At 43.7% G+C, this 21,410-nt stretch carries 28 protein-coding genes and 1 pseudogene; 21 read left to right on the top strand and 8 right to left on the bottom strand.

Annotation, left to right across the window (positions count from 1 at the left end; all coding sequences use genetic code 11):
- Nucleotides 1-28: 28 nt before the first annotated feature.
- Nucleotides 29-507, bottom strand: a pseudogene (locus LRP50_RS16830) (transposase); the annotation flags it as partial.
- Nucleotides 508-686: 179 nt separating this feature from the next.
- Between LRP50_RS16830 and LRP50_RS16825 the strand changes: the two are divergent.
- From LRP50_RS16825 to LRP50_RS16810, 4 genes are all read left to right on the top strand, one after another.
- Nucleotides 687-1,112, top strand: coding sequence for a hypothetical protein (locus LRP50_RS16825; protein ID WP_274165624.1), 426 nt, complete (start codon nt 687-689; stop codon nt 1,110-1,112).
- Nucleotides 1,113-1,204: 92 nt separating this feature from the next.
- Complete coding sequence (locus LRP50_RS16820) at nt 1,205-1,750, top strand: hypothetical protein (protein ID WP_274165623.1); 546 nt, start codon at nt 1,205-1,207, stop codon at nt 1,748-1,750.
- Between the two features lie 110 nt (nt 1,751-1,860).
- Nucleotides 1,861-2,208: a hypothetical protein gene (locus LRP50_RS16815; protein WP_274165622.1), complete on the top strand. Its 348-nt coding sequence runs from the start codon at nt 1,861-1,863 to the stop codon at nt 2,206-2,208.
- A 120-nt stretch (nt 2,209-2,328) separates the two neighbouring features.
- Nucleotides 2,329-2,592, top strand: a complete 264-nt coding sequence (locus LRP50_RS16810; protein WP_274165621.1) for a DUF1040 family protein — start codon at nt 2,329-2,331, stop codon at nt 2,590-2,592.
- Here LRP50_RS16810 and LRP50_RS16805 read toward each other — a convergent pair.
- The gene (locus LRP50_RS16805; protein WP_274165620.1) at nt 2,561-2,893 is read right to left on the bottom strand and encodes a hypothetical protein; all 333 of its coding nucleotides are present in this window, start codon (nt 2,891-2,893) and stop codon (nt 2,561-2,563) included. The two genes, LRP50_RS16810 and LRP50_RS16805, sit on opposite strands and share 32 nt — an antisense overlap.
- A 677-nt stretch (nt 2,894-3,570) precedes the next feature.
- On the bottom strand, nt 3,571-3,732 hold the full coding sequence (locus tag LRP50_RS16800) for a hypothetical protein (RefSeq protein WP_420791232.1): 162 nt from the start codon (nt 3,730-3,732) through the stop codon (nt 3,571-3,573).
- 110 nt (nt 3,733-3,842) lie between these two features.
- Between LRP50_RS16800 and LRP50_RS16795 the strand changes: the two genes are divergently transcribed.
- The 9 genes from LRP50_RS16795 (at nt 3,843) to LRP50_RS16755 (ending at nt 10,218) form a co-directional block, all read left to right on the top strand.
- The gene (locus LRP50_RS16795) at nt 3,843-4,256 is read left to right on the top strand and encodes a hypothetical protein (protein WP_274165619.1); all 414 of its coding nucleotides are present in this window, start codon (nt 3,843-3,845) and stop codon (nt 4,254-4,256) included.
- A gap of 389 nt (nt 4,257-4,645) precedes the next feature.
- Nucleotides 4,646-5,191 (top strand): hypothetical protein, encoded by a 546-nt coding sequence (locus LRP50_RS16790; RefSeq protein ID WP_274165618.1) that lies wholly within the window; start codon nt 4,646-4,648, stop codon nt 5,189-5,191.
- Nucleotides 5,192-5,612: 421 nt separating this feature from the next.
- Nucleotides 5,613-6,029, top strand: a complete 417-nt coding sequence (locus LRP50_RS16785; protein ID WP_274165617.1) for a hypothetical protein — start codon at nt 5,613-5,615, stop codon at nt 6,027-6,029.
- Between the two features lie 261 nt (nt 6,030-6,290).
- A complete protein-coding gene (locus LRP50_RS16780) occupies nt 6,291-6,767 on the top strand; it encodes an RDD family protein (RefSeq protein ID WP_274165616.1) in 477 nt (158 codons plus the stop codon).
- Between the two features lie 262 nt (nt 6,768-7,029).
- Nucleotides 7,030-7,512 (top strand): lecithin retinol acyltransferase family protein, encoded by a 483-nt coding sequence (locus tag LRP50_RS16775; protein ID WP_274165615.1) that lies wholly within the window; start codon nt 7,030-7,032, stop codon nt 7,510-7,512.
- A 218-nt stretch (nt 7,513-7,730) separates the two neighbouring features.
- Complete coding sequence (locus tag LRP50_RS16770; RefSeq protein ID WP_274165614.1) at nt 7,731-8,420, top strand: hypothetical protein; 690 nt, start codon at nt 7,731-7,733, stop codon at nt 8,418-8,420.
- Between the two features lie 286 nt (nt 8,421-8,706).
- The gene (locus LRP50_RS16765; RefSeq protein WP_274165634.1) at nt 8,707-9,273 is read left to right on the top strand and encodes a GNAT family N-acetyltransferase; all 567 of its coding nucleotides are present in this window, start codon (nt 8,707-8,709) and stop codon (nt 9,271-9,273) included.
- A 115-nt stretch (nt 9,274-9,388) separates the two neighbouring features.
- Complete coding sequence (locus LRP50_RS16760) at nt 9,389-9,835, top strand: GNAT family N-acetyltransferase (protein WP_274165613.1); 447 nt, start codon at nt 9,389-9,391, stop codon at nt 9,833-9,835.
- A 134-nt stretch (nt 9,836-9,969) separates the two neighbouring features.
- Nucleotides 9,970-10,218: a DUF3297 family protein gene (locus LRP50_RS16755; protein WP_274165612.1), complete on the top strand. Its 249-nt coding sequence runs from the start codon at nt 9,970-9,972 to the stop codon at nt 10,216-10,218.
- An 82-nt stretch (nt 10,219-10,300) separates the two neighbouring features.
- Here the strand turns inward: LRP50_RS16755 and LRP50_RS16750 are convergent, their stop codons facing one another.
- Nucleotides 10,301-10,645: a thiamine-binding protein gene (locus LRP50_RS16750; protein ID WP_274165611.1), complete on the bottom strand. Its 345-nt coding sequence runs from the start codon at nt 10,643-10,645 to the stop codon at nt 10,301-10,303.
- Nucleotides 10,646-10,907: 262 nt separating this feature from the next.
- Between LRP50_RS16750 and LRP50_RS16745 the strand changes: the two genes are divergently transcribed.
- On the top strand, nt 10,908-11,447 hold the full coding sequence (locus LRP50_RS16745) for a dihydrofolate reductase family protein (RefSeq protein ID WP_274165610.1): 540 nt from the start codon (nt 10,908-10,910) through the stop codon (nt 11,445-11,447).
- 77 nt (nt 11,448-11,524) lie between these two features.
- On the opposite strand, the gene LRP50_RS16740 is transcribed toward LRP50_RS16745, so the two are convergent.
- Nucleotides 11,525-12,235 (bottom strand): tRNA (adenine(22)-N(1))-methyltransferase, encoded by a 711-nt coding sequence (locus tag LRP50_RS16740; RefSeq protein WP_274165609.1) that lies wholly within the window; start codon nt 12,233-12,235, stop codon nt 11,525-11,527.
- Nucleotides 12,236-12,286: 51 nt separating this feature from the next.
- Here LRP50_RS16740 and LRP50_RS16735 point away from each other — a divergent pair, with 51 nt between their 5' ends.
- Both LRP50_RS16735 and LRP50_RS16730 read left to right on the top strand, forming a co-directional pair.
- Nucleotides 12,287-12,442: a hypothetical protein gene (locus LRP50_RS16735; protein ID WP_274165608.1), complete on the top strand. Its 156-nt coding sequence runs from the start codon at nt 12,287-12,289 to the stop codon at nt 12,440-12,442.
- A complete protein-coding gene (locus LRP50_RS16730; RefSeq protein ID WP_274165633.1) occupies nt 12,426-12,710 on the top strand; it encodes a YkgJ family cysteine cluster protein in 285 nt (94 codons plus the stop codon). The genes LRP50_RS16735 and LRP50_RS16730 overlap by 17 nt, the downstream gene beginning before the upstream one ends.
- A 123-nt stretch (nt 12,711-12,833) precedes the next feature.
- On the opposite strand, the gene LRP50_RS16725 is transcribed toward LRP50_RS16730, so the two are convergent.
- The 3 genes from LRP50_RS16725 to LRP50_RS16715 all read right to left on the bottom strand — a co-directional run bounded on the left by LRP50_RS16725 (nt 12,834) and on the right by LRP50_RS16715 (nt 17,278).
- Nucleotides 12,834-13,739, bottom strand: a complete 906-nt coding sequence (locus LRP50_RS16725; protein WP_274165607.1) for a glycoside hydrolase family 17 protein — start codon at nt 13,737-13,739, stop codon at nt 12,834-12,836.
- 64 nt (nt 13,740-13,803) lie between these two features.
- A complete protein-coding gene (locus tag LRP50_RS16720) occupies nt 13,804-14,679 on the bottom strand; it encodes a glycoside hydrolase family 17 protein (RefSeq protein WP_274165606.1) in 876 nt (291 codons plus the stop codon).
- Nucleotides 14,680-15,274: 595 nt separating this feature from the next.
- Nucleotides 15,275-17,278 (bottom strand): methyl-accepting chemotaxis protein, encoded by a 2,004-nt coding sequence (locus LRP50_RS16715; RefSeq protein ID WP_274165605.1) that lies wholly within the window; start codon nt 17,276-17,278, stop codon nt 15,275-15,277.
- Nucleotides 17,279-17,711: 433 nt separating this feature from the next.
- On the opposite strand from LRP50_RS16715, the gene hinT reads away from it, so the two are divergent.
- The 5 genes from hinT to LRP50_RS16690 are packed head-to-tail and all read left to right on the top strand — an operon-like array spanning nt 17,712 to nt 21,387.
- Nucleotides 17,712-18,062 carry a purine nucleoside phosphoramidase gene (gene hinT, locus LRP50_RS16710; RefSeq protein ID WP_274165604.1) on the top strand — a complete coding sequence of 117 codons (351 nt, stop codon included), beginning with the start codon at nt 17,712-17,714 and terminating at the stop codon, nt 18,060-18,062.
- Nucleotides 18,062-19,507, top strand: coding sequence for a COG3014 family protein (locus LRP50_RS16705; RefSeq protein WP_274165603.1), 1,446 nt, complete (start codon nt 18,062-18,064; stop codon nt 19,505-19,507). Before hinT ends, LRP50_RS16705 begins: the two co-directional genes overlap by 1 nt.
- Nucleotides 19,507-19,893, top strand: a complete 387-nt coding sequence (locus tag LRP50_RS16700; protein ID WP_274165632.1) for a YcfL family putative periplasmic lipoprotein — start codon at nt 19,507-19,509, stop codon at nt 19,891-19,893. The genes LRP50_RS16705 and LRP50_RS16700 overlap by 1 nt, the downstream gene beginning before the upstream one ends.
- A 58-nt stretch (nt 19,894-19,951) precedes the next feature.
- On the top strand, nt 19,952-20,542 hold the full coding sequence (gene lpoB / locus LRP50_RS16695) for a penicillin-binding protein activator LpoB (protein WP_274165602.1): 591 nt from the start codon (nt 19,952-19,954) through the stop codon (nt 20,540-20,542).
- A gap of 5 nt (nt 20,543-20,547) precedes the next feature.
- The gene (locus tag LRP50_RS16690) at nt 20,548-21,387 is read left to right on the top strand and encodes a phosphotransferase (protein WP_274165601.1); all 840 of its coding nucleotides are present in this window, start codon (nt 20,548-20,550) and stop codon (nt 21,385-21,387) included.
- Nucleotides 21,388-21,410 lie beyond the last annotated feature (23 nt).

The raw sequence follows: 21,410 nt of genomic DNA, 5'->3' as shown, positions 1-21,410 counted from the left end.
CCTGCCACTTGTGTGCCAAGGCAGGCAGCGCTTTGGCTTTGCTCTTCACCAAGTGGGAATAGAGGCAAAGTGTTGAACGAAAGGAAAACGTTGAATATTCCCAATCTCATACAAAATCGTCAGCGCAAGAATACGGCCAATGCCGGGTACAGTTTGAAGCAGTAGATAGTCTCTCGGGTTGTGCTGTTTGGCGTTTTTCTCGATGAAGCACTCCACATGGGGGAGTTCTTTGGTGTAGAAGCCAATCATATTGAGGGCGATATCGATGTTGCGGTTAATCGCCGGTTCATTGAAGCGGTTGCGCACGTCTTCTCTGGAAGAGGGATAGCGAAGGGCGAGATTGGGTGACGGCACATTGTATTGGGTAAACGTGTTCGACACATGGGTTTTAAGGTGCGCACCGTGGCGCACGAGTTTGCCTGTTGCGTCGAGAATACAGACGTAAAGAATGTGTGCATGCAGATCGATGCCGCAGTAATAGTTATGCTGTTGGTTATAAAATCTCATTGAGTCTTCTCCGTTTTGGTTTTGTCGCCTTCCAGCTTAGCCCGAGGGTTAAGCTGGAGGAGAAGGCTCAATGAGTATTAAGGTCATCAACCATCGCTACTTCGAGGCTGGACAGCCACAGTCTAAAGCGCACTTCGCTCGCGGCTGCTGGTTATGGGGTGATATGCACTAGGTGTGGCATGAAGCTCGAATTCAATCATAAAGAATATTTGGAAATAAGATCCTCTGACCACGGCACTGCTGGTATTGGATATGATTGCCAGCTAACGCTTGGTTTCCAATCGGAATATGTGCAAGGCCAGACGGAAACTTGGGTAGATGGCCCCGAAATGGAGCAGTTTATTGAGCAGTTAAGGATGGTTGAAAAAACACTATCTGGTGAAGCTACTTTGAGTGCAACGAGTCCCGATGAACTTCTGATCGAACTTACACCAATAGATTTGCTCGGCCACTACAGCTTCAAAATAAAAACTGGTCACCGATATTTCGTACATTCAAAAATGAGCATTGCAAGTGCTGAAGCTGAATTCCCTGTCTATGGGCAGCAAGTTATTGAAATATGTATCTCATTGGCTTCTTATTTTGAATCAAAGCTGAGTGCGTAACAATCCCATTAAATATCGCGCCCTACGGGCACTAGACTCGCAAAAAATGCGCTCGCCGTTTATGGCTGCGTTAGGCTACTAAGGAATCCAGTATGCTGCTTCAAACAAAGGACAAAACTCAGGAACTGCTGAACACAATTTGGTGTGATGATTACTATGTAGTAGCAGCTGGTGAAAGTGCTCCAAGCAAAAGCCAGCTAAATGGTTTCGCACAAAAGTTCGGTGTTAAATTTCCAAAGGAGTACGTGGCTCACTCTGTTAACCCCTTTGGAGGTTTATATCTCGAAGTTAAAGAAGAATATTGGCCAAGAGCAAGCGTCGGAGAAGTCGGTCCTTTTTGGTCATTTTTGTACGGATTGACCACTTACGCATTTAGTGACGAAGCACCTGATTGGATGCGTATTGATATAGCTGCATCTGAATTCAAAGATATGGGCCACACAGTGGTGCCAATTCTAAAAGTAATGGGAGATGCGGATGTTTATTGTGTCAATGAATTAGGTGACATTGTCCGTTGGTCACACGAGGAAGACATCTTCGAGTCATTTGACGGTGGTTTCTTTGATTTATTGAGCTTCGAGTTAAAGGAGTTAGAAGACCGGCGTGTCAAAAAGGTAATAAATCTATCAAGCGAATGAGCGAGGGATGTTTAGTCGTGTCGCATTTGTCAAAGAAACGCTGTGACTTAGGCGTTTCAATCAGTTTGGGTTTGTAAATGCCCATTGTTTGAAAGTTAAGGCTCTAAAGTATGGCACTACCTAAAAATAAATCTCGTAAGATTGTGGTAGACGATGTTGAGTACCGCTTTGCGATTTCTATATCATGGAAAGATAATGGCGAGTTTGACTTCAATATTACAGTGCAGAGTGAAAAATCTAATGCTGGAAAACTAATTCTTAAAGGTCTTGTGACCCGAAATTTCTGGTTAGATTTCTCCGACCTTGTAGGTGATAAAATTAAAAAGGGCTTATACCCCACAATAACGCCAAAGCACATTGAGCATTTTATTAAATTGGCAATTGATAAAGGTTGGAAACACTCTCAAAGCGGTGATAATTTCAACCTTGTAGTAAACAATAAACAACTGGAGCTATAAGGTCTTAACATGTCGTTTTCCGCGACCACTTTACTTGGCTGCTTTTTTCAGAAGAGGTGCAAAAAAGCAGTCAAGATCGGCGGTAAACTTAGCGTTAGGTAGGGGAGTATCGAGAGCATTATGAGAAATCCTGAAAGAATTGATGAAATTTTAGATATGATAGGAATTATCTGGAAGAAGGATCCTGATATCAGGTTTCAGCAATTAATTTACACACTACAAAGTGAATACTCTTATAATCACAATAATGTAGGAAAAATTGAATCAACCACTCCCGATGGTTTTACACAAATAGGTTACGATCTATTTAATACTGAAGATGATCAATTCATAAATTATCTAAGAGAACGAATTAGACAGGGTGCTCAAGTTGGCAATACCTAACAAAGTGTCCGCCTAAACGGTCGAACATCAAAGGATTAGCACGTGCAATATGGCTGGTATGCCATTTATAGATAACGTCTTTTTCACGGTGCAACTGTGCATTGCCAGGCATTCGGTCGACTCGCTTGATGGTATGTTTAGCAGTGTTCATGACGTAAACGGAACGCCCGAATTTAGTGAGTGTGAGGTGAGCCCCATCGAGAGAGGATGGGTTCGCAAGTATCAGTGACTGAAGCCATTTTTTATGAATAATGGGACACTGAGTTTGTAGAATATCTTGTAGAATTTGAATATCGCGCATCGTTGCTTCCTTTTGTTGAAATGTGGTTTTTGGCGAAATTCATTAGATCAAAAGGGGCGATGCGCGTCCTTCTCATTGCTTAGGATAGGAATCTTGAGCGGGTTAGCTAGATTTCAACGTTAGGCACCATAGGTTACAAATGTGCGGTTCGATATTGATAGTATTGTATGGTCTTGTGGTTTCGTTCGGTGCAGTGGCGGGGACTTGTACGCAGGGAGATGATGGACGCTTTTATGTTTCGATGGTGTACGGTTCATTTCTGTTCTTACTCATTATGGTCACACTTTGGCGTGGAAGAGAAAATACAGTATTTATCTGGATTAACCCGATAATTGCTTTGTTGGTTTCTATGTCTGTGACTTATTTCTGGACACCTTTCGTCATTGAAACAACCATTGAGGGTCATCATTTTTGTGGCAAAGTATTCGATTCTTACATGGGCGAACCCTATTACTTGGATAGAGGCATACCAATGTTTCATATTGCATTCTCGTTGGCAATTTTCATGTTTTCATGTTGGAAGCTAATGAGGGTAAAGAAGGTTAGTTTGTGGTGACAAGATGTCTAACACGAGACTATTGCATCAATAGCTAATTCAAACTCTGTGTCTCGCTTCACATGACGCCATCGGGTAGCATCGAATTTAGAATGACAACCATCTTTCTGATGAAGGAATGCTAGCGACTTTTTTGGATTTTTTGCTTCAACGAGTCTTTGGAAAGTAGTGATTTAGTGCGAGAAACGGACTTGCGAAGAATGACTTTGCCACGGTAATCAATCGCGTGTAGAGAGAAGTGGTGTTTGCTAAGCGCAACATCGCAAAGAATTCTTGAAGACATGGAACCTCCTGTTTTCAAAAGGCACCAAAATTTTCCAAATTCACATGAGAGAGGGCCCATGTGATGCGTTATGTCGCACTTCAAATTTAAAGCTAAGGGTTCGGGTTATTATGGCCGAAAAATTGAAAGTTATATTTTGTAATCTCCTATATGTTCTTGGTTTGGTTGTTGCTATTTTTTCAATAGCTTATATAAATGCTGGAACAAATGTAAACGATGGGCGTGGCTTTGGTGAATACGCAGGGGTTAGTATGATGCTTGTCATGCTTCCCTTGTCGATGTTTTTATTTTATTTGGGAAATATCATTGGTTGTAAGTCTCGGGTTTTTACAATGAGGCGAGCGTTCTTTGTTATTTCACTTTCGGTGTTTTTTATTTCTACAGTGAGGTATTTATACTATGAAATTTTCTATTTACATGTTCACAAAAACTTTGGTGTCCCTCCTGAAGGATGGCAGAATATTGTTGCCTTACTAGTATGTTTGTTTTTTCTGTTTCTGTCTTCTAGATGTAAGAAAATATGATTTAACCATAATGATGGGAATGATATATATGAATAAGTATCGTGAAACCAATACTTAACTCTGGTGCTGAAATTTCCCTCATAATTAGCCCAGCCTTGATGAATGTGTTAGTCTCTTATATTGCTGTTAATTGATGAAAAATCGTCGATGCTAAAGGTGTTGGCTTGAAAGTCGTATTTCCATTTGGCTTTGTCGTAATGAGACCGTTCCATCACATCAGTATCTGAACACACGCTTTTGAATCGTAGCATCTGTCAGTACTAACTTGTGTGATTCTGCAGTAAACGGCTTAGGCTTCAATGATTGATTTTTGGTGTTTATTCGTCACACACGACGCTTTCTCTGAGCATAGAGCTTCTGATAACAACCATCTTTAGTGATTAATAAAAATGAAAATTATAGAAAAAGGTAAAACGATCTATACGTCGGCGATTTTGTCTTTACTAAATGATGCTGAGGGTTATATAGAAAATATTGAACGAACCTGGCGAGGGGATATTCCGATTACTGGGATATCACTCGATGCGATTCCTTGGTTCGGGCAATTTTCACTCTCATTGAGAACCAGCTCTGATTATCCTAGAAATGGATTGCGCTACGATTCAGCTGATTGGGAGCATTATGACTTTGTCTCGAGTTCTACTAATCCAAAGGTTAAAGAAGCTTTAGAGTATATGAAGTACATGTATGGTGATGAAAGCCGAGATAAGGCCGATTCTTCACATTTACACTTTATAGCGTGCGCCGAAGCGCTTCTAGATACTTCCGTTGCTTCAAAACTAGGATCGCTTGGCATCAAAGCGCCTGAAGTATCTGATCTGCCGATTAAATCTTCATTTGAGTATGTGGTAACTGATCCTGATTCCACCATTTCAGGAAACTACTGTGATTTTATTGTTTCAAACAGAGTTCTTTCGAGGCTTCGAAATGCCTAACACATATGAATCCTTCTGCATTTGCAAGGCAATAGGTTAATAGACGACTGTGTGAGAAGTCACTGCTTTCGGGCCACAAAACTGTTTATATCGTATTGCAGTTGAAGTATTGCACTTTAAGCAAGCGACCATTTTTTGTGAGTACATGAACGAAGCAACATTCGTTTTGAGATAGTTCAGCAAGATGAAGAAGTATCTGCGGGGGAAAAGTACAGTTGTGTATTGGTTAGCTGATGATGTATCTGACAATAATCTCAAGTCTTGAGGTGCTAGGAGTCAAGTTGTATCGTGGCCCAATGGAAATTGAAAGCGGTATAACAATTTGCCAGTTAGACGATCTTTTGGGGAACTTAATTGGCTTACATGGAAAGCCATATAAAAAGGCATGATTAGTACGTAAGGTTATAAATTAGGAGATACTATGAGAAATGGATTGTATTTGTTTTTATTCTTGGCCTTTCCTGTATTTTCGGGATTTAAGTGGGATATTCCATATGAGGATTTTGGCAATTATACCGGAAATCGGTATCTTACAGACTTGAAAGCAGGGGATGAATCTACGTTTTATGGTGAAACCTCATACTTTTGCTCTGATGAGAATGGGGAGTTATCTATCTATGGTTTAACTGTGATTGGAGAAGGGGATAATAAAGTTAAAATGCTTCAGGGAGGAATGGTTGACTTAGTTGTTCCTGATCCCATCGAATTTTTTGCTCAAAGAGTTTGGGATGACTCTTATGCCGATTGTAGTTGGTGGACACCTGGAAAAGGAAAAAATATCATGTTGATTAACAGCATTAACGGTAAAAAATCTTTTTCTAGCCTACTAGGTAATTGAACCAAAAATACAAAGAATAAGCACTGGGATGAATGTCGAGGACATGTCACATCAATCTGACGGGAAAGGTCGATTGATGAGCGCGGATAAAGGCATACTTCAATTGGACTGATTGGCGAAGTACGCCGCGATTTTTGATATGTCGCGCTCTTTTCTAGTGCGTTAAAACGCTTTCTTTGAGACGACGAATTTCTTCGCTTTCATCAGAATTGGTATGGGTAAGTCCCTAAATTTCAACGCAATGTACATTGAAGGAAGACTATGGACAGAAATGAGCCTCAAATTGGGAGTTTGCTTAATGCTGAATTCGATCGTGCCAAAGCGCCGAAAGAACACAATTTTGAAACTCGGAAATTATCCACTGCGCCGCTTAATTATCGATTTTTAGCGCAGATGACAGACTCTTTGATCAGTATACTGATTTTTATGGGGAGTTTTTACGTGTTAGGTAAATCTGGGCTAGACACAGAGAATGTGCGTATCTATTCACTGGTTGTTTCCGTGTCTTACTATCTTTTTAGCGACGCCTTACCTAAGGGGAAGAGCATTGGAAAAAGATTATTCAAGATTTCTGTTATAGACAAAAAAACAGGTGCATATTGTTCGTTGATTCAATCATTTTTTAGAAATTTTCTTTGTCTTATTCTCGGTTTCATTGATTCAATATTTCTATTGGGTAAGAAAAGAAGACGTTTGGGTGATTTATTGGCTAGAACCATTGTGATTAAAGATACATAGTTTGAAAGCTGGTTTTATTGTATGCGGCTTTTTTCGTTATCAGCGCAGCAAGGACTCTGGTCTTTTTTACCTATACTAGGTCAATTGGGTGAGTATGTTGCCGTATGAATTTTTCGATGCTGCGTCAATCAAACTCTCAATATGCACATCGAAACATATCATGGTAGTGAGTTAAGCAATGGTTTGACAACCTTTCAAACAAGAGTTGGTTCCTGTAATAAGTTGTCTTGTGAAGCGACTGAGATATGTGCAATGGAGTGTTATGAACACATTAAGTGTTAAACCAGGTGATATTGTAGCAACGGATTTTGGACTCTATGAACACTGGTCAATTGTTACTGACAAACTGTGCGACCAAGGGTTGTATATGCTTATATCAGCGACAAAACGTAATGGCACGGTGATTGAAGAGCCTTGGAATGTGGTTACCCAAGGAAAAAAGACAATTGTAAGTAATGTGAGTTCTCTTAATACCATTGATGAAATGCTCCAAAAAGCCCGCACTCAGATAGGTAGATGGAAGTATTCTGTCACAGATAATAATTGTGAACATTTTGTAACGTGGGCGTCAGGAGCGAAAGTCACATCAAATCAGTTAGCGAGCGGTTTAACTGGTGGCACAGTTGGTGCGGGTTTAGTTGCGGCATGTTCAGAAAATCCAACAGCTCTCAAGTTGCTTGGAGGCTTTGTTTTAGGTGTAGGGATAGGAGTTGCGGCCTCGAAAATTACGAATAAGAGTAGTTGACTCGTTCTAAAATCCTGAAGCAAGACGAATCAGTAACTTCTGTCGAAATGAATTGTGTCGTTTGAGGGAGCTTCGCGGCGTAGATTTGTGCGTTCTACCCTTTAAATACGACGTGAACAGAATGAAATCATCGATAAAGAAATGTATTGGTTTACTATGGAACGATTACAACATGCATGCTTCATGGTGATTGTCAGTTTTGAATTCAAGGGGATAAATTGAAGCTTGTATTGTTACCTGGCATGGATGGTACTGGAAACTTATTTAATGAATTCGTCTCATTCTATAGAGGTGAAACTGCCGTAATTTCATTCCCACATTTAGGCAGTCAGTCGTACGAAGACTTGTCAGCGTTTGTCGTTTCAAAGCTCCCAAAAGAGGATCACATACTGCTAGCTGAGTCGTTTTCAGGTGGTTTAATCCCGCACCTTATTCAGCATGATAACAAACATACAAAAGGTATTATCTTTGTCGCTAGTTTTCTTAGTTGCCCTCGTCCGTCTTTAATTCGTTTGGTTTTGTTACTTCCTATCAAACGTTTGTCATCAATCCCTGGTGCAAATTTGATGCATCGATTGTTGTTTTTGGGCTGGGATGTACAAGAGAGCATTGTCGCTACGTTTACGTCCACAATCAGCAATTTGCCTGAAGCCACCCTGAATAGTAGGTTGAGATCCATTCTAAGCTTGAAAAATACAATGGCATCTCATAGTTCATTACCTTGTGTGTATATTCGTCCAATTAGCGACTTGCTTATTCCTGAGGGGAAGGCGAAAGAAATACCGACGTCATTTACAAATTGTTCGTATAGGCCGATCGTTGGCTCTCACTTTATATTGCAGTCTTCACCTCAAATGTTGGCTAATGAAGTGAGGCAGGCGGTGCTGCATATAACAAAAAATTCGTGAGGCATTGGGTGATTGTCTTTGCGCTTCTATGTAGATTTCGCTGAAAGTTCTTTGCCATAACTTATCTACAAAGCCGACTATGTGTACCTACGGGCGTTGTTTCCTAAATCATTGATCTAATCATCGGCGCAGCGATTCAGATCATCAATGTGATGAACAAAGTCACAAGACTCGGTATACCTGCAAGTTACCGAGTTGAGTAACATGTATCATGCCCATAGGATCAGTACGTTAGATGGGTGATTTGATCAACAGCGCCGTTTCTACATTTCACAATGAGAGAATCATCACGATGGAAACCAGCAGACTCATTTTACGACGTTGGAAAAGTGAAGACTATCAGCCATTCGCTCGTTTAAATTCAGACCCTGAGGTCATGCGTTATTTTCCATCGACTCTTTCACGTCATGAAAGTGATATGCAAGCAACTCGACTTCAGTCACTGATTTTAAAAAGAGGTTGGGGCTTTTGGGCCATAGAGCTTAAAGCAACGGGTCAATTTATCGGATTTGTGGGCTTACATTACCAACACGAAGCTAGTGGTATTCCAAATGCTCCGTTTGTAGAGATAGGTTGGCGGCTGTTAGCTGAATATTGGGGAGAGGGTTACGCGTCAGAAGCTGCGCAACAATCACTTCACTTTGCCTTTCAAGAATTAGGCGCTTCAGAGGTTTATGCCTTTACTGCACTGCAGAACATCCCATCTCAACGCGTTATGTTGAAGCTTGGTATGACCAATAGTCATCAAGACTTTGATCACCCTCAACTCCCCAAAGGCCATGAATTGGAGCGGCATTGCCTATATAGAATTAGTCGTGAGCAATGGCTAGAGAGTGATACGACAGTGATCTGATTAACTGCCGTCGATTTTGTTGCAAACGCACTATGTGTAAATAAATTATTGCTGTTTATTCATCGCCTTAAGTCAGTTATCATCAAACCAAAGTGCACAGAATTTTGAAGGGAATATGGATATTCAGCCAGTCAAACCTAGTGATATATCGGCGGTACAACATTTGATTGCGATGGTGTCAGAGCTTGACGTTCTGCCTTTGTTCAACGCTCAAGGGAAAGAAGAATACAAGACGCGAGTGCTACCAGATATCGAATCAACATTTGATGAAAGCATGTTTACAGCGATAAAAGCCGAGCATGATGGCGAAGTGGTGGGCTTTGGTGCGCTTCGAGACGGAAACTATGTAACGCATCTGTTTGTGTCTAAATCTTGTCAAGGGACTGGGTTGGGCAGAAAATTGCTTAGCTCATTATTAGATTCGACGTCCCACAAAGAAATTCGTTTACGTTCATCCGTCAATGCAGTTTGTTTTTATGAGCATCACGGTTTTGAAGCGATGGCTGAAGAAGAGTCGTTTAACGGGATACGGTTTGTGCGCATGTCCTTGGTTCGTCCATAACGGTTTACCAAGAACGGTTTGTGCTGGTCTTTTTGTACCTTAAAGGTTTGTTGCAACGATTTATAACGCAGTATCTTGAGCGCGAAAGGCATATTGTCTACAATGTCGCACTTTTATATCTACAGGTCATGACCATGAACGACACTACTTCGCTTCCAGCTTTGCCGGATCGCCTATCAGGCAACCCACGCAGCCCACACCATGTTGCTGAGTGTTTCGAGCACAACATTGGTATTCGCCTTAACGGCAAAGAGCGTTTCGATGTCGAAGAATATTGCATCAGCGAAGGTTGGGTAAAAATCCCTTCACCGAAAGCATTGGATCGTCGCGGTCAACCGCTTTTGATCACGCTGAAAGGCACGGTTGAAGCCTATTACAGCTAAGAGTTGTTCGGTGTTACTACCGACACTTTTAGACACTAAAAAGAGAGCCTGAGGTCATTGGGCTCTCTTTTTTTATGGACGTTTATGCTTTATCGACAAACATATGGTTCGCCTTAGTCACACCACGATCGTATGTACAGAAGGTGTCTGTGGCGGCTTCTGTTTTGCTATGGATTTTGATGTTGGTGATCACTTCAAGTGCTCCCGCATCGTAGCAGGCTTGCTGGGCGGCTTTAACAATATCCAACAACTGATTGAGTTCGCCGCGCATCGTGGTCTCCATTGCGCCAACTTGATAAGGAACATTGGCGGCCTTCACAACCTCAATAGCCTTATCTACCACTTCAAAATTATTGCCTTCTTTTAATCTTGGAATAACTTGGAATGCGACATAGACATCTTTGATTTGGGGATTATTTACTGACATGGGTGTGCTTTCTCGAATAGTAAAGATCTCGCGCATGTTATCAGTTTCTAGGGTTTGCGCTAGCGGCGAATTCTGTTGATTGATGCCATGATTGAATTTCGTCTAACCTTCTTTATTTGTAGAAATTACTTGTTATGAGAGCCTGCTTGAAAGGCCATTTTGGGGGCGTATTCTGGCGATGTTTCCCCGTGTTAATCCGCTTTCGTATTTTAGTGAACCAGAGGATAATGCCGCATTCGCAATGTGTGCTTAGAGGTGTTAGATGAAGATTGTTGCTTATATGGCGCAAAGTCTTGATGGGTTTATTGCTGGTGTGAACGGTGAATTGGACTGGCTAGAAACGATTGAAAACCCTGAAGGCAGTGATTTTGGTTTCGCTGAATTTATGGGTTCGGTTGATGCATTGCTGATGGGACGAAATACCTTTGAAAAGGTGCTGTCGTTCGGCATGTGGCCATATAACAAACCCGTCTATGTGGCGAGTAACTCCCTGTTGGAAGTGCCTGAAGAATTGGCGGGTAAAGCGCATATTATCTCGGGCGAACTGCAAAGCATGTTGTCGCAGATGCAACAACAAGGTATCAACACGGTTTACTTGGATGGCGGTAAGCTGTTTCAAAGCGCACTGCGTTCTGGTGTTTTGAATGAAATGACGATCACTTCGGTCCCAATTGCTCTTGGGCAAGGGATTTCGTTATTTGGTGATTTAGAAAACCATGTACAGTTGAAGCTTGAAAGTTCAGAAGTCTTGTTGAATCAATTAGTGAAAACTAAGTATCGTGTTGTACATCAGCAAGGGTAAGTCATGCGTGATTTATCGTTCAACTGCCCTTCAATCGGCCTTTGATCATGGAAGGGGCATTTTGCCCCTTTTTAAAATCATCCTAGACTGTTTTCCAGTCCCATCTGATTTCTGTTAAGCGTGACGGCTTGGTACGCCTCGATGATGTGTCCGCCTATAGCTGCATTTCCCCTCTGAATTCGCGAATAGTGCGCCAAGGACTTAGTGAGGTACCTTTGGGTAATATGAGCTTGATCGTCGCAGTACGCATGCCAAATTTTCTCACCGACAGGGCTTACGGGAGCCTGCTCATTCGTACGGTTTGATACCAGTATAATTTCATAGAAACGTTGGTTGTCTTCGACTAAGACTTCGTCTTTTAGGCTAAACGCCATCTCAATCAGTTTTTCACGCAATACGAACTGGTGGTGCACGGGGCACAGCAGGAAATCAATCTCCATATCCGGATGTGAGCGATGAATAGCGCTAACGAATTCGTTCATCAGATCTCCACCGACACCTGCGATAATCACTAGATGCGTTCCCTGATAATCGACCAGCGGTAACGTGGCGACGTCGATGCAATGGGTTTGCCATTGAGACGAGACATCTGGGTAGAGCCGATTCAAATGTGTTTCTAGCGTCACCATGAGATTTGGTACGATATCGACGAAGTGTACCTTGTCAGCAGCATTTCGTTTTAGCAAAGCCGCGCCCAGAAAACCGTGGTCGCAGCAGCAATCCCAAATGTGGGTGTAGCGCGACGTTACCATCTGCTCAATGTGCTTCAATCTTTTGCTGAGTTTCAAGGAAGTTGCCTGCGAGATGTAAAAAAGGGCGCGCATTGTAAGGCTTTTCTCATGTTTAGCGAAGCTGGTTTAAAGCGATTTGGTGTGAAAAATGGCGACGGTGGCGTCAATCAAATTTTGCATCAGTATTTAGAAGGATTTCACTGCTTTTTGAAGTATTATGCGGCAATTGAGTTAACCGTAGATGTCTATGACTATCCCCGTTAAAAATGTCACGCCAGAAGTATTGTGCTCTAACTGCCGAGCATGTTGTTGTCGTTTGGAAGTGATGATCATCACTGATACTGGTGTTCCTGAAGAGCATATTGCTTATGACCAGTGGGGTGGAGAAACCATGTTACGTCTAGATGATGGTTGGTGCTCTGCGCTAGATCGCGAGACATTTATGTGCACTATTTATGAAAACAGACCTTGGATCTGCAGAGAGTTTGAAATGGGCTCTTGGGAATGCAAAGACGAAAGGAAAGGACTTTAGGGTGTGCTTACGCGATGCTGTGCAATAGGGCATTGCGGGTGAGACACTCCGCGATTAGTGCACGAAAGAAAATGGGCAGATTATCTGCCCATTTTTTATTTGGAGTTATAGGTGTGCTAGAGATTAATCAAACAGTTCCTGCATCACCAGCTTTGGTGTGCGATCAACCTTGAATAAGCCCCAGTGTTTTTCTGGTTCTTGAGGGTGAGAGTCGCCTTTCCACGGCTCATCAAATGCTTCAAACACGAATGTGAGGATTTTCTCTTCACGTGTCCAGTTTAGCAATTGCTCGTAGTAAGCGGCTTGCAGTTCTTCTGAAGCATTCCACTCGTCAATCCCGCGACCATTTGAGGCGGTTGCCCAGCCGGCTTCTGTAATAATGACAGGCTTGCCAGGGTAACGGTCGGCAACAGCGAAGTAGTTTTGCTTGGTGTATTCCAATGCGTCATCAATGGTTTTGTATTCCCAAACCGGATAGGTGTGCAAAGAAATGAAGTCTAGCGCTTCTACTAAATCATCCAGCTTGTAGGTCCAAGGAACATAGTTCTCGCAAAACGTGACTGGCTGTGAAATCGCAGACTTAACACGCTTAACATGTTCAACCAGTTTCTCCACAGAGATAAGGTGATCAGTCCATTCAACACTCGCTTCGTTACCGACAGAGACATATCCCACGGTTTCAGGATAGGCATTTGCTAGGTCGATCAATCGTTCAATCTCTTGCTTGTTTGCTTCTTGGTTTGCAGCCAGCGTTTCCTCACTGAACTGTGCACCCCAAGGGCAATCTGGGTTGTTCATTTCAGCGCCGACATCTGCTCCAAGCATGACTTTGAAATCCAGACCTTCGTTTTTTATTACGTCTAACACCAAACGTGCATGCGTACTGCAATCGTATAGGCGTAGGGCTGACCAGTTTTGAGAAAGGATCAGTAAATCCTCTTTCACTTGGTTGTAAGAAGGATAGATCCCTTCGCGAGGGTTTTGACCTTCTCGGTACCCCGAATAACAAATAGCGTTTCTGTATTCCATAGTGTTATACCTTTTTTCCTTATTTTTATAGCTAATAGAAAAAGACGGCTAGAGAATGCGTAAATTAAGCGTTGTACTTAAAGTTACCGTCTTTATCCCAAAGTCCCCAATAGGCACCAACAGCGCCTTCATCTTCCACTTTCCATGCTTCGTCGAATGACGAGAAATAGAATATTTCGATGTTTTCTTCCTCTGCCCATGCATAGGTGTCGATAAAGTATTTCAATGCGTTGATTTCAGAAGGCACAGCGCCACGTTCGGCGACGCCCTGATTTGGCCAACCTGTTTCTGATATGATCACGCGTTTACCGTTTCCGACTTTCATCGCACGGTGATACATCTCTTTCATGTATGGGACGGCGAATTCTTGTGGGCAGCCTTCCCAGAATGGGTAGCAGTTGGTGAGTACAACCTGACAGGCATCCGTGACGCGCTGGTGATTTTCAAATAAGAAATACGCATCCACATAGCCGACTTCAACATTAGGTAACGCCGCTTTAGCGCGTTCAATGTAGTCGATCAAATCGTCTTCAGATAAATCGCCACGCAGTAGCACTTCATTGCCAATCGCTAACACATCAACATGGCCTGCTTTAGCCACTTCAATAGCGTTGTTGAATTCGATTTCGTTTTTTTCTTTGTCATAATCAATCCAAACGCCAACCATGGTTTTTAAGCCATACTCTTTGGCGATTCTTGGAATGTTCTCGTGACCTTCTGTGCAGGAAAATGAACGCACCCAATTGACGTGAGGTACGATGATTTGCAATCTTTCGTGAATTTGCGCTTCGCTAATTTCAGAACCCGGTCCCTGTCCGTCGACATAAGGACTGAAAGAAATACCGTGAATTTTGTTATCCACGATTTGGCGCGTTTTCATTTTCAACTCAGTTAACCCGTCACCGTTTTGTTGGTGCAGGTAGGCCATTTTGCTCGACACTGTCTAACTCCCTTTGGATAGCGACTATCCTAACGTCAATGTCACTTAACTAATCAGTGACTTATGATTTTGTGGTTGCGATTTTCGTCTCGGTAGTTATCCAACTCTTGGTATTCAAACTGGAAAAGAAAGCGCTTTCTTTTTGATTTTTGCCACAAGAGGCGCATAACACAACCAAGAATATTACGAAGGTAAACATGGATCACATTTGTCGTTTATTACGTTATTCCGATAGCGCATAGGCGCATTTGCTCATATTGGCACCTAACTTTGGCGTTAAAACAAACAGTTGGATCTATTTGCCATCGATCCAAACCTAGGTTAAACGGCGTGCATAATGCGTCGATGAATTGACGGTGATGGTGCATGGCTAATTGGGTGAATTGGCAGTCTATCTAGACATTGCATGCTAATCGTGAGTTGCACGAAGTGAGGGTAGGTGAGTGAGTTCGATGACGAATAAATGGCGTGGATATTGAGTGTGGGGATGGGCGGTTATAGAGGCCGTAGTAAAGAGACTTGTCGCTGTGTGGAAGTGTTGGCGGAACAAAAGAAAGCGGGCACTTTTTGTGCCCGCTATAACCTGAATAAAAGGTTAAACCGTGAACCTATGAACCAATTCGTTTTGGCTCACTGCTTGTTTATCAAGCCTCTCACTGGCTCCGGCAACATTTTGCATGGCGCTGTAGCTGTTGTCTGCAATGAAGCTGATGTGTTCGACGTTACGTGCAATATCTGCTGATGTGGTGCGTTGCTCTGTCGCAGCCTGAGCAATTTGGCTGCTCATGTCGCTGATCATCATGATGATGGCTTCAATTTCTTCCATCGCTGAGTTGGCGTCAGATGCCTGGGTGACGCTATTGCCCATCTCCGTGACACACTCTTGCATCACGGACACAGCATCTTTAGATTGCGTTTGTAGTTTGCTGATCATCTCCTCAATTTCAGAGGTGGAGTCTGATGTTCGTTTCGCCAGTACGCGTACTTCATCAGCAACCACGGCAAAGCCTCGACCTTGGTCACCCGCACGCGCGGCTTCTATCGCGGCATTCAGGGCAAGCAAGTTAGTTTGGTCAGCAATGTTGCTGATCACGTCCAGAATCGTTTCGATATTGGCGGTCATCTCTTGAAGGGAAGAAACAACAGAAACCGATTCATCGAGTCGACTTGAAAGCTGGTGGGTAGTGCTGATGCTGCGCGTCATGATTTCGCGGCCTTTGGCTGCGGCGTCACTCACCTCCATGACCTTATCCATGGTCTGCTGCGCACTGCTAGCGACATCTTGAACAGAATGCTCCATCTGGGTCATTGCAGCGGCAACCGCCGTGGTTTGTTGGCGCTGTTCATTCAGCTGCTCTTTGGCTGTTTGAGTGGTGGACTGGTTTTCTGCAGCAACTTGCGCCTGATCTTCAGCCGCATCACGAAGTTGTTTCAATATGCCTTGAAGGTTAGATGCCAAGGTATTGATGTGGTCGGCAAGTTGCCCAAACTCATTGTGTTCCTTGACCTCGATGCGTTGTGTCATGTCACCATCGGTAATGGCTTCTAATACCGTTAGGGTGCTGCTCAGAGGTTTACGAACACTACGAGCGATGTGCCAACCAATGAAGAAGGTAATGGCAAGAATTAACGCGCCAATGAAAATGGTCTGTCTTACGCCGTTTTGGAATGATGTGTTCGCTTGCTCAATGGATGCCATCATGACGCCATCCGCTTGCTGGCGAAATTGATCCAATATTGCCATCGCATTATCAACTTCCACTGCGAGGTTGGAGATATTGTCGTATAGCTCTCCCGTCGCCACCAAATAGGCATAATGCTGGTCTAGCACGCCACCTTCTCTGGACACATCAACGGTGAAGGAGTCGAGATCTTTCTGGAACTTCTCTTTCAGTTCAGGTAACTGAGAAGTCAGTGAGCGAAATGAGTAATTCAATTGTTTAACACTGCGCCTGTTGCCTGCAATGGCTTTGTTGACGTCATTAAGATCATTACTGGCGAGCGCATCAGAGGTGTGTGTTTCGGTTTCTTGCAGCTTTCTAAAGTAGGTTTTAGAGATGATTTTAAGCGTTGTGGAACCGTTATTGGCAACAAAGTCTTGCATGCCAAGGGCAAGCGCCGTGTTCATACGTTGGAATTGGCGAGCGGCTTTTACACCATTTGCTTTGGCGGTTTGTTGGCGCTGAAAGTTCCCCATCGCCATTGCTGCTTCTTCGAAGTATCGCTTTTCAATTTCACGCAAGGTTTCCAACTGCCCTGCAAGTTCTGGCTGGCTAGAGGTGGCTTCGTAGAGGCTGCCAAGGTTAACGTCGAACTTTTGTCTGGCTGCTTCAAATTGATCAAGAACTTGCTGGCTGGCGGTGACAGTGCCGCTGGTGAGATAATCTTTGAAGATTTTATCTGCTGCGAGCAAGCTGACACTTGCTTCGTTAGACATGGATACTAAAGGTAGGGCTTCAGTGGTCACAACTTCTAGTTGTTCATGAATGTTTTGAGAGCTGTTCAAGTTTAGTGTGTTTGTCGCTACTAAACTGACTGCTAGTACTGCAAACCCTGCGTACATTCGACGTATAACAGAACTCTGTCGCTTCTTAGCCATTTGTTTCCTCCCACTAGCCACAGGCCAATGTCTCCCAGATAGACGACCTAAAATAGAGGCCGAAAAATCGTTGCTACGGAGGGGCACTTGCTGCAAAACAAACCACCTACCGTTAATAAAAGTTAATTACTGACTTCTAACACATCGCTATTCTTATCATCTGCAAGTATTTCAAAAACTTTACGTTTAAAATTGGTCGGTATTTCGAGTCTTTGAAGTGAGACGCAAAATTGCTGAGAGAATGGTTAATAAATAACTCATGACTGATAAGTGCAGCTAGAGGCTGGGGGAAAAACCATCAGGTTTTGTAACGAAACGTAAAAATAGAGCGTTCCCCTTCACTCATGTCGATAAAAACACTGTTCATTATTGCTCAATCTCTTGGTCTCTAGCATACTTAGACCTTCATGAAATCATTCATTTGGAGTTGCCCGTGGCTGAAGAAACCATTTTCAGTAAAATCATTCGTAAGGAAATACCCGCGGACATCGTCTATCAGGACGATCTCGTTACGGCCTTCCGAGACATTAATCCTCGTGCGCCAAGCCATATGCTCATCATTCCAAATAAGCTCATCCCAACGGTTAATGATATTGAAGCTGAAGACGAAGCGACCATGGGTCGTATGTTTACGGTTGCACGTAAGTTAGCGGAAGAAGAAGGCATTGCAGAAAACGGTTACCGTTTGATCATGAACTGCAATAACCATGGTGGACAAGAGGTGTATCACATTCATATGCACTTACTTGGTGGACGCCCATTGGGACCGATGACTGTCGGATAATGACTCACTATTTCTCCCAAGCCCTCGCCAATACGCGTAGGGCTTTTACTTTGTGCCATCAAAAAAAACTAGCTGTTGGCCTCATTAGCCTTGGCCTGATGGGCTGTGCCAATTTGTCAGTTCAAGGGCTGTTTAGCCATTATTCAGCGGCATTGAAGCCATCACATCAGTTAGCGTCTCAGGGAGAGTACGAGCAAGCGCTGGCATTGCTACCAGAGTCTGTCGATGGTGATTTGCTTGATGGCATGGAGCGCGGGCGTTTGGCGTTGCTTGCGGGCGACGAGGTGATCAGTAAGGAAGGGTTTGACCAAGCGGATATCGCGGCGACAGAGCAACAAAGACAAGCCGTGATTCAAGTTTCTGAGGGCTTTAATCAGGCCGGTGCCTTGCTCTCCAACGATAACATGTTGACGTATACGCCTCCGGATTACGAACTGGGTTTTTTGCACCTTTACTTAATGTTAGGGTATTTGCAGGAAGGCGATCTGACCGCTGCATTGGTAGAGTCTCGGCGTGCGAATAGGGTGCAAGAAGAAGCCCGTAAACTTCGTGAAACTGAACTGAAAAACGCGACGAATTCAGCCAAGAACAATGGTATCGCTGACAACGTCGGTGCCGTGCTCGCAAGGTATCCTGATGCGGGTGACAAGCTAGAAGCAGTGCAGAACGGGTATCTGTTTTATCTATCAGCCTTGTTGTATGAAGCTGAAGGTAATCTTAATGGTGCGTTCATTGATTACAGCCGAGCTTTGGCGGTTGCCCCAGACAACCAATACATTGCTGACGCGACAATGAGGGTGGCGTTCAAGCAAGGGCGTAATAGTGAGTTGGACTTGCTTGAAAAGCGCTACGGCGACTATCAACGTCCACTACGAAGCCAATCTCAACTGGTTGTGATTAATGAGCAAGGTGTGGTGAATGCGCGTCAAGATTGGCGTCTGCCCATCTGGTTGACTGATAGCGATGGGTATTTGGAAACCTATAGTTTGGCACTTCCGTATTACACTTCTTTTAGTGCTACGCCACAGCAGTCTTTTGGTATCGATGGTGTTACCGTCACACCGTCTGCGTTGGTGAATGTGAATGCTATGGCTCAAAATGCGCTGAGTGAAGCCATGCCAGCAATGAGTGTTCGTCAGATTTTGCGCCTTGTGGCAAAAAACGAAATGCGTAAGTCTTTGTCTAAAAATGACGAGAGTGGCGTTGGAAATTTTGTGGCAAGTATTTTAAACGTATTAACTGAACAACCGGATACACGCAGTTGGCAGACCCTGCCGGAAAGCGCGGGAGTGTTCAGCGGTATGTATTCTGGGGGCCAACACGTAGTAACCGTGGATGGGCAATCCATAGATGTGGCTTTGGAATCGGGTAAAACGACACTGGTATGGCTGTCTCGGCAGGGTGGTAATGTCGTGCACTGGCAGGGAATTTTAGGAGATATATGATGCGATCTGCATTTATTTTGCTATCGGCAACGTTGTTTTTGGCGGGATGTGCGAGTAATACGTCTGGCATTAGCATTGATAGCAGTAATCAGAATGTTGTTTTGGGTAATGAAGTGTTGGGCAAGTCTTTGGAGTTTGGCAATGCCAAAACCAGCGAAGTTAACGATCGCTTGTTAGCGCAAGTCATGGTCACGAATAAAAGCAGTGATGCGCAGAACCTTCAATACCGATTCAATTGGTATGACGAGCAGGGGCTTGAAGTCGACAGCGGTCGTTCTCCGTGGCGTCAGTTTACGCTATACGGTCAGGACTCTGTGACGCTTCAAGGCGTTGCATTGAACCCAGCGGCTAAGAACTTTCGTGTGTCACTGCGCAACGTGCAGTAATACTTAGTTCAGGGACATTAATCGCTAACGAATATAGACAACTTGATGGGTGAGAAGAATGAATAAAAGCGTGATTGCGCTGATGGGTGTAGCGCTCATCATGGGTGGGTGTTCACAAAAAGTGAGCTATGGCGACGCTCAAGAAGTAGAAACGACCACGATCGAGTTTGGCTCGACGGATCTTCAAAAAATCGCTGTTGAAATGACCGACAGCATGCTGACGTCAGGATCAGTCGCGGCGATTACTCGTGATAGCAGACCGATTGTTTTTGTTGAGTCAATCAAGAACAAAACGGCGGAACACATTGATACAGAATCAATCACTGATTCTATTAGCACGCGTATGCTTAATTCAGGTAAATTCCGCTTTGTTGATATGACGCGAGTGGAAGCCGTTCGTGATCAATTGGATTTCCAAAACAACGACGCGCTGGTTAACCCAGGCACTGCTATTCAGTTTGGTAAAATGGTGGGGGCGCAGTACATGTTGTACGGCAACCTATCCAGTATTGATAAGCGTAGTGGTAGTGATGCTGACGTCTACTACAAAATGACGATGCGTTTAATGGATATTGAAACGGGCCTGATTGAATGGGCTGATGAGACTGAAATTCGTAAGAAAGAGTCTAAATCTCTGATTGGTTGGTAATACGATTGCAACCCATAGAGCTTGATAAGGCCGCAGTTGTCGAACGACTGCGGCCTCATTTTATTATTGAAAACGCGCAATGGCTTGAAGGTGGTTTGAGCAACCGCTGTATGAAGCTTTCAGGCTCTGACGGTCGTGAATTTGTGTGGCGACCAAATGGGCAGCCTACCAAAATATTTGGCTTGAGCCGTCAAAATGAACATGATGCGTTGTTGATTGCTTCACAGATGGGGCTAACATCAAGACCTGTGGCTCTTTATCCTGAAGGCTTGTTAAATGAGTGGGTAAAAGGCGACGTATTAGTGAGCGCTGAATTGGACATGCTGGCAGAGTTGCAAGCCAAGGTTCATGAGCTACCAGCCCTTACCAATCGGTTTGATCCATTTGAAAAAGGTCAGCACTACTTTCGTTGTCTATCTTCTGATTCGTTAACCCACGACGTCGTGTCCATTCATCAGTATTTCCAGCGTTCGGCGTTCAAGAGTGATTTGACTTTAACAACCAGTCACTATGATTTGGGCGCGTACAATCTGATTAGGCAGCCTAACGGTGAAGTCAAAGTCATTGATTGGGAATATGCCGCGTTGGGTGACCCTGCCCTTGATTTGGTCATGACATCTATCGCAAATGACGTTGATCTTGAAACCTTAGTGAATCGGTACTGTCAAAAACGACGTATAGAAAACGTCGAGTTGTGGCACAAGACCTGTGAGCGATGGCTTCCAGTGGCCCACTATTTGGGCTTGCTGTGGTTTTTGCTTGGGTTTGAATTATACGGTTTGCCATTGTATCAAGAACGCGCTTTTCAACTCCTTGCCGATTTGAACAAGCAACGATATCCATAGTTGTTACCGAGAGGGGGCACATC

This window comes from Enterovibrio gelatinilyticus, assembly GCF_028683095.1.
In the GTDB taxonomy this organism is placed as follows: Bacteria; Pseudomonadota; Gammaproteobacteria; order Enterobacterales; family Vibrionaceae; genus Enterovibrio; species Enterovibrio gelatinilyticus.
The sequence above is the reverse complement of the archived record's forward strand: the minus strand, read 5'-3'. Positions and strand labels throughout refer to the sequence as shown.

Coding starts and splice junctions, on each gene's coding strand:
- LRP50_RS16745 (WP_274165610.1), top strand. CDS start 10,908: ATGAAGATTGTTGCTTATATGGCGCAAAGTCTTGATGGGTTTATTGCT.
- LRP50_RS16775 (WP_274165615.1), top strand. CDS start 7,030: ATGAACACATTAAGTGTTAAACCAGGTGATATTGTAGCAACGGATTTT.
- LRP50_RS16730 (WP_274165633.1), top strand. CDS start 12,426: ATGACTATCCCCGTTAAAAATGTCACGCCAGAAGTATTGTGCTCTAAC.
- LRP50_RS16785 (WP_274165617.1), top strand. CDS start 5,613: ATGAGAAATGGATTGTATTTGTTTTTATTCTTGGCCTTTCCTGTATTT.
- LRP50_RS16780 (WP_274165616.1), top strand. CDS start 6,291: ATGGACAGAAATGAGCCTCAAATTGGGAGTTTGCTTAATGCTGAATTC.
- LRP50_RS16760 (WP_274165613.1), top strand. CDS start 9,389: ATGGATATTCAGCCAGTCAAACCTAGTGATATATCGGCGGTACAACAT.
- LRP50_RS16805 (WP_274165620.1), bottom strand. CDS start 2,893: ATGCGCGATATTCAAATTCTACAAGATATTCTACAAACTCAGTGTCCC.
- LRP50_RS16725 (WP_274165607.1), bottom strand. CDS start 13,739: ATGGAATACAGAAACGCTATTTGTTATTCGGGGTACCGAGAAGGTCAA.
- LRP50_RS16705 (WP_274165603.1), top strand. CDS start 18,062: ATGACTCACTATTTCTCCCAAGCCCTCGCCAATACGCGTAGGGCTTTT.
- LRP50_RS16735 (WP_274165608.1), top strand. CDS start 12,287: ATGTTTAGCGAAGCTGGTTTAAAGCGATTTGGTGTGAAAAATGGCGAC.
- LRP50_RS16790 (WP_274165618.1), top strand. CDS start 4,646: ATGAAAATTATAGAAAAAGGTAAAACGATCTATACGTCGGCGATTTTG.
- LRP50_RS16825 (WP_274165624.1), top strand. CDS start 687: ATGAAGCTCGAATTCAATCATAAAGAATATTTGGAAATAAGATCCTCT.
- LRP50_RS16800 (WP_420791232.1), bottom strand. CDS start 3,732: ATGTCTTCAAGAATTCTTTGCGATGTTGCGCTTAGCAAACACCACTTC.
- LRP50_RS16755 (WP_274165612.1), top strand. CDS start 9,970: ATGAACGACACTACTTCGCTTCCAGCTTTGCCGGATCGCCTATCAGGC.
- LRP50_RS16810 (WP_274165621.1), top strand. CDS start 2,329: ATGAGAAATCCTGAAAGAATTGATGAAATTTTAGATATGATAGGAATT.
- LRP50_RS16820 (WP_274165623.1), top strand. CDS start 1,205: ATGCTGCTTCAAACAAAGGACAAAACTCAGGAACTGCTGAACACAATT.
- LRP50_RS16815 (WP_274165622.1), top strand. CDS start 1,861: ATGGCACTACCTAAAAATAAATCTCGTAAGATTGTGGTAGACGATGTT.
- LRP50_RS16715 (WP_274165605.1), bottom strand. CDS start 17,278: ATGGCTAAGAAGCGACAGAGTTCTGTTATACGTCGAATGTACGCAGGG.
- LRP50_RS16795 (WP_274165619.1), top strand. CDS start 3,843: ATGGCCGAAAAATTGAAAGTTATATTTTGTAATCTCCTATATGTTCTT.
- lpoB (WP_274165602.1), top strand. CDS start 19,952: ATGAATAAAAGCGTGATTGCGCTGATGGGTGTAGCGCTCATCATGGGT.
- LRP50_RS16700 (WP_274165632.1), top strand. CDS start 19,507: ATGCGATCTGCATTTATTTTGCTATCGGCAACGTTGTTTTTGGCGGGA.
- LRP50_RS16750 (WP_274165611.1), bottom strand. CDS start 10,645: ATGTCAGTAAATAATCCCCAAATCAAAGATGTCTATGTCGCATTCCAA.